The 11,856-nt window shown below is 65.6% G+C and carries 11 protein-coding genes; 8 read left to right on the forward strand and 3 right to left on the reverse strand.

From position 1 onward, the window contains the following. Positions 1–108: 108 nt before the first annotated feature. Positions 109–987 (reverse strand): phosphotransferase, encoded by an 879-nt coding sequence (locus IG178_RS16170; RefSeq protein ID WP_193213609.1) that lies wholly within the window; start codon positions 985–987, stop codon positions 109–111. Positions 988–1,084: 97 nt separating this feature from the next. Between IG178_RS16170 and IG178_RS16175 the strand changes: the two genes are divergently transcribed. The 5 genes from IG178_RS16175 to IG178_RS16195 all read left to right on the forward strand — a co-directional run bounded on the left by IG178_RS16175 (position 1,085) and on the right by IG178_RS16195 (position 6,367). Next, on the forward strand, positions 1,085–2,740 hold the full coding sequence (locus IG178_RS16175) for an O-linked N-acetylglucosamine transferase family protein (protein WP_193213610.1): 1,656 nt from the start codon (positions 1,085–1,087) through the stop codon (positions 2,738–2,740). An 81-nt stretch (positions 2,741–2,821) separates the two neighbouring features. Next, on the forward strand, positions 2,822–3,367 hold the full coding sequence (locus IG178_RS16180; protein ID WP_193213611.1) for an Hcp family type VI secretion system effector: 546 nt from the start codon (positions 2,822–2,824) through the stop codon (positions 3,365–3,367). Positions 3,368–3,408: 41 nt separating this feature from the next. Continuing rightward, on the forward strand, positions 3,409–4,428 hold the full coding sequence (locus tag IG178_RS16185; RefSeq protein WP_193213612.1) for a type VI secretion system tube protein Hcp: 1,020 nt from the start codon (positions 3,409–3,411) through the stop codon (positions 4,426–4,428). Positions 4,429–4,478: 50 nt separating this feature from the next. Next, positions 4,479–5,354, forward strand: coding sequence for a hypothetical protein (locus tag IG178_RS16190; protein ID WP_193213613.1), 876 nt, complete (start codon positions 4,479–4,481; stop codon positions 5,352–5,354). Between the two features lie 212 nt (positions 5,355–5,566). Beyond that, positions 5,567–6,367: a PEP-CTERM sorting domain-containing protein gene (locus IG178_RS16195; RefSeq protein ID WP_193213614.1), complete on the forward strand. Its 801-nt coding sequence runs from the start codon at positions 5,567–5,569 to the stop codon at positions 6,365–6,367. A 78-nt stretch (positions 6,368–6,445) separates the two neighbouring features. Here IG178_RS16195 and rnr read toward each other — a convergent pair whose 3' ends face one another. After that, a complete protein-coding gene (gene rnr / locus IG178_RS16200) occupies positions 6,446–8,935 on the reverse strand; it encodes a ribonuclease R (RefSeq protein ID WP_343225994.1) in 2,490 nt (829 codons plus the stop codon). Between the two features lie 134 nt (positions 8,936–9,069). On the opposite strand from rnr, the gene IG178_RS16205 reads away from it, so the two are divergent. The 3 genes from IG178_RS16205 to IG178_RS16215 all read left to right on the forward strand — a co-directional run bounded on the left by IG178_RS16205 (position 9,070) and on the right by IG178_RS16215 (position 11,030). Continuing rightward, the gene (locus tag IG178_RS16205) at positions 9,070–9,651 is read left to right on the forward strand and encodes a prepilin-type N-terminal cleavage/methylation domain-containing protein (RefSeq protein WP_193213616.1); all 582 of its coding nucleotides are present in this window, start codon (positions 9,070–9,072) and stop codon (positions 9,649–9,651) included. 194 nt (positions 9,652–9,845) lie between these two features. Continuing rightward, positions 9,846–10,424, forward strand: coding sequence for a prepilin-type N-terminal cleavage/methylation domain-containing protein (locus tag IG178_RS16210; RefSeq protein ID WP_193213617.1), 579 nt, complete (start codon positions 9,846–9,848; stop codon positions 10,422–10,424). A gap of 99 nt (positions 10,425–10,523) precedes the next feature. Then, positions 10,524–11,030 (forward strand): pyridoxamine 5'-phosphate oxidase family protein, encoded by a 507-nt coding sequence (locus IG178_RS16215; protein WP_193213618.1) that lies wholly within the window; start codon positions 10,524–10,526, stop codon positions 11,028–11,030. Positions 11,031–11,036: 6 nt separating this feature from the next. Here the strand turns inward: IG178_RS16215 and IG178_RS16220 are convergent, their stop codons facing one another. Then, positions 11,037–11,792 carry an NYN domain-containing protein gene (locus tag IG178_RS16220; protein ID WP_193213619.1) on the reverse strand — a complete coding sequence of 252 codons (756 nt, stop codon included), beginning with the start codon at positions 11,790–11,792 and terminating at the stop codon, positions 11,037–11,039. Between the last annotated feature and the right edge of the window lie 64 nt (positions 11,793–11,856).

Consider the following 11,856-nt stretch of genomic DNA (forward strand, 5'->3'; position numbering starts at 1 on the left):
ATCCGCGCGGAACCCGTGGCTTGGCCGGGATCCGTGCGGCAAGAAACTGCACGAAAATCAGGAATCTTTCCAGAAAATGATGATTTATCCCGAGCGGCGGGCAGCGGCTCACCCGGGATTTGCCTCGAGCCAATCGAGCCGGAACTGCAGTTTCCGGCGCCGCTCCGGGTCGGGGTCCGGGTAAAGGACGGGGTACCAGGCGCTCATCACCGCGGCACGGGCGACCATGCCAGCCTGCAGCGCGGTGGGGTCGATTTTGCCACCGGCGGCCCGGTAGGCATCGAGGATCCCGTCGGCGGTCGCGTGGTCGCCGTCGAGGTTCCGCGCGTTCCAGATGATCGAGCCGAGATCCCATTCGACCGGCCCGCTGAAGGTGTCTTCCCAATCGGTCCACAGCAGGCCGTCGCGGGTATTCATGAGGTTGCCCATGTGGGCGTCGCCGTGGAGCGGCTGGCGGGGGAAGTTTTCCAGGACCGCCAGCGAGGAGACCAGACGGTCGTTCAGGAGCTGCAGGGTGCTGCCGGGGAAGGCGCCCCGCGTCGCGAGGGTTTCCAGCAGCTGCAGGCTTTCGGTGAGGATGGCGAGCGCCGGCAGCGGCCCGGTGAAATCGCGGAGCAGCTGGTGGCATGCGTGCAGGGTCCGACCGATGGCCGCTGCCTCCGGTTCGGCGTCGATGCGGGTGACGAACTGCCAGAAGTTGAGCGTGTAGCCGAGGTGTTCGTGCGGTCCCGGCGGCAGCTCGGGGTGGACCGGGATGACCGGGGCGCCGCGGGTCGCGAGGTGGAGGGCGACGGCATTTTCGCGGGCGAACCACTCGCCGCCCTGGCGCGGCCCGTCGCGGTCGGTCACCACCCGGGCGACCAGCGATTCGGTGAGCCTCAGCACCAGTGTGTTGCCGTTTTGCAGGATCTCGCAGCGGTCCGGCACGATGCCGTGGGCGGCGGCGGTCTCGGTGGCGGCGCGGATGGGCAGGTCGAGGTCGGGCATCGGCGCAGCCGGTAGCGGCAGGCCGCCGCGGAAACAAGGCGGAACCGGCGGCGGTTTCTTCGCTGACGGGACCGCGGCCGGTCCGTTAGGGTGGGCCGTGGCGTCTCCCCAACCTCATCTCCGCGCAGGCCGCAAGGCGCTCGATGCCGGTCAGGCGAAGCGAGCGATCCTCCATTTCACGCGGGCGATCGCGGCGGATCCGCGCCAGGCCGAGGCCCTGCTCGGGATGGCGCGGGCCTGCCGGCTGGAGGGGCGTCGGATCGATGCCCTCAAGGCCCTCGACCGGATCATCGTGACCGGCCAGGCCAGCGCCGCGAGCTGGATCCTGACCGGCGACCTCTTGGCCGAGCTGCGGGAATGGGCGCAGGCGCTCGATGCCTACCGGCATGCGCTGGCCATGGACCGGGGAAACCCGATGGTGCATCACCAGCTCGCCGCCGCCGCCTATCGCCTCGGCGAGGCCGATCTGGCGGCGGGGCACTTGAAAGAAGCCGCGGCGGGTAATCCCGGCAGTGGTTCGCTGGCCAGCCTGGCCTCGATGATTCCCGGGGTGCCGGCGGCGTCGCAGCAGGAGATCCTCGACGTGCGGCGGCAGCTCGCGAAACGGCTGGCGGAGGGATCGGAATGCGCGGGCCGGGTCCGTCCGGGGCCCTACGCCAACCCGCGGCCGCGGGTCGGCTATCTTTCGGGACACTTCAACGGTGAAAACTACATGAAGCCGGTGTGGGCGCTCTTGAATCATCACGACCGCTCCCGTTTCGAAGTGCACCTGTTTTCCACCGCGGAGGATCCGTCGCTTGGTTTCGCCGGCTACCGGCCGGATCCGGCCGACCGGCTCCACGCGGTCGGCTCGCTGTCGAACGCCGAGCTGGCCGGCTTCATCGCGGAGCAGCAGATCGACCTGCTGGTCGACCTCGGTGCCTACTCGTCGGTGGAGCGGCTGGAGTTGTTCCTGTCGCCGGTGGCGCCGGTGGTGGCGACCTGGTTCAATGCCTTCGCCACCTCGGGCATGCCGGGGATCGATGTCATCATCGGCGACGACGAGAGCGTCCGCCCGGAGGAGGAGCGGTTCTACTCGGAATCGGTGCGGCGGTTGCCGCTGTCCTACCTCACCTTCCAGGTCACCCACGAAGTCCCGCCGGTGGCAGCGCCGCCGTGCCTGGTGAACAGGCATCTCACCTTCGGATCGCTGGTGACCGGCTACAAGATCGTGCCGGAGGTGCTGGACGCCTGGTGTGCCATCCTGCGCGGTGCCCCGGGGTCGCGGCTGGTGCTGGCGAACTCGCTGCTGGCTTCCCGGCAGAACGTCCACTGGTGGCAGCAGCGCTTCGCGGACCGGGGGATCGACCCGCAGCGGCTGGACCTGCTGCCGCCCGCCGGCCACCGCGAGTTCCTCGGCTATTACGACCGCATCGACGTGGCGCTCGACGCCTTTCCCTACAATGGCGGCACCACCACCATGGAGGCCATTTGGCAGGGGGTGCCGGTGTTGACCTTCGACGGCGACCGCTGGGCGTCGCGGACCTCGCAGACCTTGCTGCGCCGATCCCACCTGGCCGGCTTTGTCGCGGCCTCGGTGGACGGGATGATCGCGACGGCCACCTCGCTCGCCGCCGATCCCGGGTTCCCGGAACGGCTGGCGGTCCTGCGCCGGGAAATGCGGGACCGGCTGGCCACGGCGCCCGTGTGCGATGGTGCCGGCCTGGCCGCGGCGATGGAATCGCTGTACGCGGACCTGTTGGAGGGCTGCTGAGGGTGTCCGGAAAAAAGTTTCACGATTTTTGAGATCGTGATCCGCGGGCCGCGAATGGGGGGTGACGACAAGATCACCACCATGAAATTCAGCATCAAACATTACTTCCTGCGCTCCCTGCAGCCGCTCCTCGCCGCCACCGCGTTGATCGCCGCCACGCCTTCGGCCGATGCCGCCGCCTACATCAAGTTCGACGGCATCGACGGCGAATGCGCCGACAAGGAGCACAAGGATTGGATCATCATCCAAAGCTTCGGCACCGGCATGGGCAGCGAACCGTCGGCTACCGGCGGCCCGGCTGCCGTCAAGCCGCTGCAGTTCAAGGTGGAGGTGCCGACCGAGCGGTCGTCGCCGAAGCTCATGGAAGCGGTGTGCCGCGGCAAGGTCTTCCCCTCGGTCATCGTCGAGTTGACCCGCGATGCCGCCGACGGCCAGCAGACCTACTACCGCTACGAACTGAAGAACGTCCTGATCAGCAGCTACAGCGTGAGCGGGGCCGCGGATGCCAAGCCGATGGAGCAACTCGCGCTGAACTACACCGAGATCAAGGTGATCAGCGTCGATGCGGACGGCAGCAAGGGCGGCAACGTCGAGTTCGAATGGAAGGTCGAGGAAGGCGAGTCCTGATCCCGGTGTTCCGCTCAATCCATCCCCAACCCTTGCACACGATGAACCCTTCTTTCCGTCTCCGCGGCCTCGCCGCCGCCTTGTGGCTTCCCCTCGCCGTCCTCGCTTCCCCTGCCAACGCGACCCAGCAGTTCGTGGTCAAGATGGCGGGCGAGGACGGATCGATCCTGATTCCCGGCGAGTCCGCGGAGCCCGGCTACGAGGGTTGGATCGATGCTTGCGCCTTCGGGCAATCGATCGGCCGGCCGGTGGGCGAGGCCTTCGTCGGCAAGAGCGGGTTCACCTTCCAGAAGTCGCTGGACGCCGCCAGTCCCTACCTCGCCCTGGCGGCGATGAAGGGGCGGACGATCCCGTCCGTCATCATCAAGTGCCTCGGCGAGGACCGCAGCCTCGCGCCGGCTTGCGTCGAGTTGAATCACGTCCGGATCACCGGCTGCCAGACCGGCAGCGGGTGCTTCAGCCCGCTCGCCGGTGCCGGCGATGACCCGCTGGAAGAGGTCACGCTGGTGTGGAGCCAGGTGGTCCTGCGCTATCAGGGCGAGGGCCACGAAGAAACCCGCGGCGAATTCGTTGCCCATGAGAGCACCGCGGATCCCTCGTTCGACGATGACGGCGACGGCACCCCGAACGACCTCGATCCGGACGACGACAACGACGCGATCGACGACGATTACGAGACCGCCAACGGCTTGAATCCTTTCGCCGACGATGCCGGCGGTGATCTCGACGGCGACCGCCAGAACAACCTCGACGAAGCGGTTGCCGGTACCCGGGCCAACGACGGCAGCGACTTCTTCAAGATCGACTCACTGGTCTACCGCGACACGCCGGAGGGACCGCAGGCGGTGGTCACGCTGACCGCCAGGCCGGGCCGCGCCTACACCTTGAAAGCCACGGCCGACCTCGCCCAGCCGCGCGACGCGTGGTTCACGGTCAACCAATTCGAAGTGCCCGCCGGTGGCGAGGCGGGACCGGTCGAGATCGTCCTGTCCGGGCCGATGGTGGCGAACGCCGGCCGCCTGTTCTTTGCCGCGGAAGTGGACACCGCGGGTGCCCCTTGAGAGGGATCACGCCAAGGCGCAAGGAGGCGGGACAGGATCTGGCGCTGGCGATGGAATTCATCTTCGCCTTTGTCGGAATCCGGGGAAGAGTCGCCGTGATGATGCGCCTCCGGTGGTTTCCCTTTCTACTCTTCCTCGTGCTGTCAAAAGCCGGTGCACAGACCACCGCGTTCGAGTTTCTAAGCTTTGACCGCACCAAGAACGAGGGGATCGATTGCGAAATGATCTACGGGGTGGAAGTCACCACGTTTGATTTTCAGGGACCGAGGTTTCACTTCCACTCCACCACCTCGGTGGACGGCTTGAAGCAAGAGCGCGTCACCTTCACGACAGAGCAGTTTTCCGGAAATCTGCCGCGGGAGGAATGGGAGAAGTTTCTTTCGGACGTTCGCAAGCTACCCCTGAAGCCACTGACGGAAGGGAAGAAGGAAAATACACGGGGTCATGTGATTTTGGATGGGAAAGAATACCCCCTCATCGCCGGCCTCGGGACGGAAGCGAGAAAGGCGTGGCAGAAGTTCCTCGATGAATTCGTCCATCGCTTTCCAAGCGATTATTCGACGGGTAGGACCACCAGCACGCTGGAAGGTGAATCGGTGAAGCCCCTCGAGGTAACGGTGGATGAGGTGATCCGCGATCCCGGGAAGTTTGAAGGCAAGCGGATCCGTGTCACTGCCTTCTACCACACGGAGTTCGAGTGCAGCCATTTCGTTCAAAGGGCGGCGGACTCAAATGATATCCGCAAGGGGATCTGGTTCACCAGTGTCTCGTCGTTTGCAAAGCCCGGGGAGTTCGAATTGGAGAACGATCACAGGGTGGTGGTCGAAGGCACCTTCAGCTCCCGGCCGGGATCCCGCGGCCACATGGGAGCGTGGGTCGGTGGATTGATTTTGGTGACTTCCATCAAGTCGTCGCCAGCACCGTGATTTGAGCCGGGAAGTCGACACCGCGCCGTGAGCGGGCTTTCGCCCGGAGCTGGGGTGGCGCCGGGGGACCTGCCGAATCCGAGAACCCTTTTGCCGGAAACAGGGAATACCCGGGGGTCGCGCCGGCGGGGAATGCCGCCAAGGGTCGCGGGGTCGGCGGCCGGATCCGTGTCCGGAACCGCGCGGCCCACTCCGAACTCCCCGTTCCATCCATGAAAAAAACCACCCTTGCCCTGTCCGCCTTCGCGCTTCTCTCCGCCGCCAGCCAGGCGGCAATCACCACCATAGCGGCGACCGGCTGGTCCAGCGACATCGTGATCAACAACGGCGGCGGCCCGTACAATACCACGGTCAACGGCACCATGGACAACGGCCCGGGCGGCTTCGACAACTGGACCTTCGCGGAAGAAGGCACCTATCCGGTCGGTGGCGACAACACGCCGACCTTTGTCAGCGGCCTGACCACCGGCACCCACACCAGCGCCACCGGTTCGCAGTTCGTGTTCCAGAGCTTCGACTCCGACAATGCTTTGCTGCTGCCGGGTTCGGCATCGGGATTGCTGACCCTCGCGGCGGGCGGCAGCTACTCCACGCTCGCCTTGTTCGGCAGCACCTCCGGCGGGCCGACCTCGGCCTCGGTGACGGTCATGTTCAGCGACCTGACCAGCTCGGTCTACACCATCGCCAATCAGACCGGCATCGGCCGCGATTGGTTCAACTACACGCCCGCGGAACTCGGCTATGCGGTCGGTGCCCGCCTGTCCAACCGCGGCGAAGACGGCTACACCAACGTCCACTACCAGGAGAACTCCAACATCAGCATCCACGAGTCCCTGATCACCCTCAGCGCCGCGGACCAGGCGAAGACGATCACCGCGATTTCGATCACCAACACCGGCGGCGGAAACCTGGCGGTGATGGCGCTGAGCGGTCAGGCGGTGCCGGAGCCTTCTTCCATCTGCCTGCTCGGCGTGTTCGGTCTTCTCGGCATGGTTCGCCGGAAACGGGGTTGATCCAGCATTCGACTCCGGGCCCGGGGTCGCCTCCATCCCGGGGGCGGCTCCGGGCTTTTTTGTCGGGACGGCCGGACCTCATTTCCGGCGCTTGCCCTTTGCTTTCGGCGGCTTGGTCTTGGCGGACTTGCGGGGCGAAGGTTTCGACTTGGGAAAGCGGTTCGCCTTCGGGGACTTGCGGGCGGTGGTCTGGTGGAAGGGGATGCTCTCGGGTTCCTCCCGTCCGGCGGGAGCCTTGCGGGCGGTCTTCGCTGCCTTCTTCGCCGCCTTGCCGCGCGCCGGGATCCCGATCCGGTTCTCCGGACCCGCCGACGGGATTTCCCCGCCGGCGATGCGGAAGTCGATGAACTTGGCGAGGAAGTCGATCCGCGCGACCTGCATCCGGATCTTCTGGCCGAGCTGGAACTGTGCGCCGCCGCGCGAGACGAAGCGCATCTGCGATTGCTCGAAGCGCCAGTCGCCGCGCGGCAGGTCCTCGCGCTTGACCACGCCGCGGGCGCCGATCTCGGTCGCCTCGACCATCAGGCCCATCATGCGGACATCGGTGACCACGCCCTCGAACACCGGCGGCGGGTCCTGCTTGGTGCAGAAATCGAGGTACTCCAGCATCTTGAGCTGCTTCGTCTCGTTCTCCGCCTCGGCGGAAGTACGCTCGGTATCGGAGATGTGGCGGGCGAACTCGGCGAGGTCGTTCTGGCCGGGCACCTTGTCGAGCTTCGCCGGCGGGTTGCTGAGGAAGGCCTGCAGCGAGCGGTGCACGATGAGGTCGGCGTAGCGCCGGATCGGGCTGGTGAAGTGGCAGTAGTCCGCCTTGGCCAGACCGTAGTGGCCGAGCGGGTCGGCGGCGTAAGCGGCGCGCTTGAGGCTTTTGAGGAGGCCCAGCTTGATCAGGTGCTCGTCGGGCCTGCCCTTGGCGGCGTCCAACAGTTTCTGGATGTGGGCGCGGTTGGTCAGGTCGCCGGGCTGGTAGCCGTGGGTCTTGGCGATCTCGCCGTAGTCGAAGAGCCGCCCGAAATCCGGGTCCTCGTGGATCCGGTAGATTGTCGGCTTGTTGCGGATCTTGAGGATGCGGGCGACCGCCTCGTTGGCCAGCAGCATGCATTCCTCGATCAACTGGTGGCTCTCGGTGTGCTCGACCTGGTGGACCTCGGTGGCGTGGCCCTGGTCGTCGAGCTTCACCCGGATCTCCGGCATCTCGAGGTCGAGCGCGCCGTCGGCAAAGCGCTTCCTGCGCAGGATGGCGGCCATCTTCCAGGCCTCGAGCACCATCTCCTTCAGGCCCTTCGGCGAGTGCTTCGGTGCCGGCTTGCCGTCGAGAATGGCCTGCGCCATTTCGTAGGAAAGCTTCGACTGGCTGTTGATGACCGCGTCGCAGAAGCGGGTCTTGAGCACCTTGCCCTGCGGCGAGATCTCGATCACCGCGCACTTGGTCAGGCGGTTGACGTGCGGCTTGAGCGAGCAGATGCCGTTGCTGAGTTCCGGAGGCAGCATCGGCAGCACGCGGTCGACCAGATAGGTCGAGTTGCCGCGCTCGGAGGCTTCCTTGTCGAGGGCAGTCTTCGGTTTCACGTAGTGCGAGACGTCGGCGATGTGGACGGCGAGCGTCCAGCCCTTGGCGTGGCGCTCGACCCAGATCGCGTCGTCATGGTCCTTGGCGTCGGCCGGGTCGATGGTGATCACCAGCCGGTCGCGCCAGTCCTCGCGGCGGGCGATTTCCTTCTTGTCGACCTCTTCCGGTACCGCGCGCGTTTCGGCCAGGACCTCGTCGGGGAAGGTTGTGCGCAGGCCCTGGCGGTGGATCACGGCCTCGATGTCGACGCCGGCATCGCCGGGCCAGCCGAGCACCTCGATGACGTGGCCGCGCGGAGTGCGCTGCTGCTCCCAGTGCTCGAGCTCGACCACCACCATCTGTCCGGGCTGGGCGGTGGTTTCGCGGGTCAGGTCGATCTGGCCGTCCATCGCGGGGTCCTCGGTCTCGACCCAGCCGAACTTGCCCTTCTTCTTGTAGATCCCGACGATCCGGCCGCTGCGCCGCTCGAGGACTTTCACCACCTTGCCGCGGGCGTCGGGCTCTTCTTCCGGCTGCTGCCGCTTCGACGCGTGGCGGCGCCAGTTCTGCGCCTTTGGCTGGTGGAAGGAAACCAGCACCCGGTCGCCTTCGAGCGCCGTGCCGGTGTCGCGGCGCGGGACGTGGAGGCGTGAGTAGGCTTTCAAATCGATCCCTCCCGCGAGGTTGTCCGGGTCCGACTGGTCCGGGTAGAACCACGCGTGGCCGCGCGGCAGGAAGCGGATGGTCCCGCGCAGCTGGTCGCTGTCCTTCTTGCCGGCTTTCGGCAGTTCGAAGCGGCCCTTCTTGCCTTCGGCGATGACGCCCTCGCGGACCATCGCGTTGAGTTCGGAGCGGAGCAGGGGCCGGTCGTGGGTGGAAAGGGAGAGATCGCGGGAAATCTCGGATTTGTTCATCGGGCGGGATTTCTGCCCGCCCAGCAAGCGGAGCACTTCGCCCCGCAATTCTTTGCGATCCATATAGGGGCACCATGCACCGGGATGCTTGTGCTGGCAATGCATCAGCCAGAAAAGCGCTTGGCAGGGCGGAGCCGCGGACTAGCGTGGGGACAGACGATGGAAGCAAACGGGACATTGCCACCGCAGCCCGTTTCCGCTTTCTTTCAAGAAACCTGCAACCAACGCAACATCACGCCATGAAAACCCGTTCCCACCGCCGCGAGTCGCGAGGCTTCACGCTCGTCGAGCTCCTCGTTGTCATCTCCATCATCATCGTGCTCGCCGCGATGAGCTTCGGCGGCATCCAGATCGCCCAGAACAAGGTCAAGGGCGTCCAGACCAAGACCGCCGCCACCGCGCTCTACAACGCGATCGAGCAGTACTACTCGGAATACAGCAAGCTGCCGGACATCGGCATGCAGGGCGACGAGATGGTCACCGAGGGTGCTTCCGGCCAGGAACTCCTGACCATTTTGCTCGGCAAGGAAGAGAAGGGCAGCGAGATGGAAAACCCGCGCCAGATCCCGTTCCTCACCGCCCAGGTGACCCAGATCAAGAAGAAGGGCGGGCTCTTCTACGGCCGCAACACCGGCCAACCCGAAGGTCTCTACGATGCCTGGGGCAATCCCTTCTACGTCCGCTTCGACGACGACTACGACGACGAGATCCGCGACCCCTTCAAGCAGAGCAACGTCATCCGCAACAAGAAGGTCATCGTCTACAGCTACGGCAAGGACGGCAAGCTGGACGGCGGCGACGAGATCACTTCCTGGAAGTAAGCCTGCCACTGCTTTTCCCCGACCCCGCCCGGCTCCGGCCGCGCGGGGTTTTTCGTGTCCCGGCGGCGGGAACGGGTGCCGATTTGCCTCGCGCGCCGGTCGATGGAATGATATGTGGCAGATCCCGTGTTCCGATCCCGGCGAGCACGGGGTCGAACCCTGCCGGGCCACCTCATCCCCATTCCACACAGGTCATGAAAACCCATCTTCCTGCCGGCAAACCCCGCGGCTTCACCCTCATCGAACTTCTGGTCGTCATCGCCATCATCAGCGTGCTGGCGGCGATGGGATTCGGGGCCTTCCAGAAGGCGACGAATCGGGCCAAGGGAATGAAGACCCTGGCCGATGCCAACGCGCTCGTCGAGGCGGTCATGAGCTTCAACAACGACTATGGCCGGCTGCCCGACGTCGCGATGCAAGGCGATGACTTCATGACCGAGGGACCCGCCGGACAGGAGTTGCTGACCGTTCTAACCGCCAAGGAGGCGAAGGGTTCCGACATGCAGAATCCCCGCCAATCGGTTTATCTCAGCATCCGCGAGGCCCAGGTGAAGGCGAACGGGGGTCTCTACTTTGGCAAGGAGTCCGGGCTGCCGGAGGCGCTCTATGATGCCTGGGGCAATGCAATGCATGTCCGCTTTGACGACGATCTGGACGGGGAGGTCCCGGATCCTTTGAACCCCGGAAAGTTCGTCCGCAACCAGCCGGTCATCGTCTACAGCTACGGCGCGGACGAGAAGCCAGGTGGGGGCGATGACATCAAGACCTGGTAGTTCGCGGGACGGCGACGGCACGGGAATCCGGGTGCGGTCGCCGGACGTGGCCGAGGTTTCATTTGACCCCGCCGGCGACCGCGGGAGGGTGACGGTACCATGAACGACAAGAAGAACTTACTCGACGACGACGGGGTCAAGAAGCTGCGGGACATGGTCGACGCCGCGCCCACCTGCATGTTCGGGACGAAGTTGAGCGGGGTGCCGATGCACGTGTGCCCGATGCAGGTCCAACAGGTCGACCGGGACGGCGGCCTGTGGTTCTTCAGCGGCGGGGACAGCGCCCACAACAAGCACATCGAGGCCGACCCGCGGGTGCAGCTGATCTTTTGCAACGGCTCGGACTTCGAGTTCCTGACGGTCTACGGTCAGGCCGAGATCTCGCGCGACCCGGTGCGGATCGACGACCTGTGGAACAAGCTGGCCGCCACCTGGTTTCCCGGTGGCCAGGAGGATCCGAACCTGACCCTGATCCGGGTGGCGCCGTTCGTCGCCCACTACTGGGAAACCAAGGACGGCAAGCTGGTCACCATCGCCCGGCTGCTGACGTCGGCCGCGACCGGGCACGCCCCGGACATCGGGGTCGAGGGCGATATCCTCGTCTAGCGGAGGTCAGGACTTCTTCGGCTTCGGCCGGATCTGGACGTGCTTGTCCTTGCGGCTGAGCTCGAACAGGTCGAGCGCCTTGATCAGTTCGCTGAGCTTGGCGTAGCCGTAGTTGCGGGCGTCGAAGTCGGGCATCAGCTTGGACAAGTGGGACCCCACCTCGCCGAGCGACGCCCACTCGGCCTCTTCGCCGGTGGCGGTGTCGACCGCCTTGCGGATGCGGTGGAGCAGCTTGCCGTCCTTGCGGAGTTCCGGGCCGGACATCTGCTTGATCGGCTTGCTGTCCTCGTTGCTGTCATGCTCGTCCGGTGAGTTGAGGACCTCGGTGTAGATGAACTTGTCGCAGGCCCTGACGAAGGGTTCGGGTGTCTTCTTCTCGCCGAAGCCATAAACGGTCAGGCCCTGCTCGCGGATGCGGGCGGCCAGCGGGGTGAAGTCGCTGTCGCTGGTGACCAGGCAGAAGCCGGAGAAGCGCCCGGTGTAGAGCAGGTCCATGGCGTCGATGATCATCGCGATGTCGGTCGCGTTCTTGCCCTTGGTGTAGGCGAATTGCTGGATCGGCTGGATCGAGTGGGCCAGCAGCTGGTCCCGCCAGCCGCCGAGGTTCCTGCTACTCCAGTCGCCGTAGATCCGCTTCACGCTGGCGATCCCGTAGGTGGCGATTTCCGCGAGGACTTGCGGCAGGACGTTGAGCGAGGCGTTGTCGGCGTCGATCAACACGGCCAGGGTCTTGGCTTCGCTTGCGGGGGAGATCTCAGACATGGGGCCAGATGTCCCTCATCCCGGGCGCTTCGGCAAAGAAAAAGGGCCCGGGGCGTCTGCCCCG

This window comes from Neoluteolibacter marinus (assembly GCF_014904755.1).
Classification (GTDB): Bacteria; Verrucomicrobiota; Verrucomicrobiia; order Verrucomicrobiales; family Akkermansiaceae; genus Haloferula; species Haloferula marina.

Coding starts and splice junctions, on each gene's coding strand:
- rnr (WP_343225994.1), bottom strand. CDS start 8,935: ATGCATTGCCAGCACAAGCATCCCGGTGCATGGTGCCCCTATATGGAT.
- IG178_RS16170 (WP_193213609.1), bottom strand. CDS start 987: ATGCCCGACCTCGACCTGCCCATCCGCGCCGCCACCGAGACCGCCGCC.
- IG178_RS16180 (WP_193213611.1), top strand. CDS start 2,822: ATGAAATTCAGCATCAAACATTACTTCCTGCGCTCCCTGCAGCCGCTC.
- IG178_RS16195 (WP_193213614.1), top strand. CDS start 5,567: ATGAAAAAAACCACCCTTGCCCTGTCCGCCTTCGCGCTTCTCTCCGCC.
- IG178_RS16220 (WP_193213619.1), bottom strand. CDS start 11,792: ATGTCTGAGATCTCCCCCGCAAGCGAAGCCAAGACCCTGGCCGTGTTG.
- IG178_RS16185 (WP_193213612.1), top strand. CDS start 3,409: ATGAACCCTTCTTTCCGTCTCCGCGGCCTCGCCGCCGCCTTGTGGCTT.
- IG178_RS16205 (WP_193213616.1), top strand. CDS start 9,070: ATGAAAACCCGTTCCCACCGCCGCGAGTCGCGAGGCTTCACGCTCGTC.
- IG178_RS16215 (WP_193213618.1), top strand. CDS start 10,524: ATGAACGACAAGAAGAACTTACTCGACGACGACGGGGTCAAGAAGCTG.
- IG178_RS16210 (WP_193213617.1), top strand. CDS start 9,846: ATGAAAACCCATCTTCCTGCCGGCAAACCCCGCGGCTTCACCCTCATC.
- IG178_RS16190 (WP_193213613.1), top strand. CDS start 4,479: ATGGAATTCATCTTCGCCTTTGTCGGAATCCGGGGAAGAGTCGCCGTG.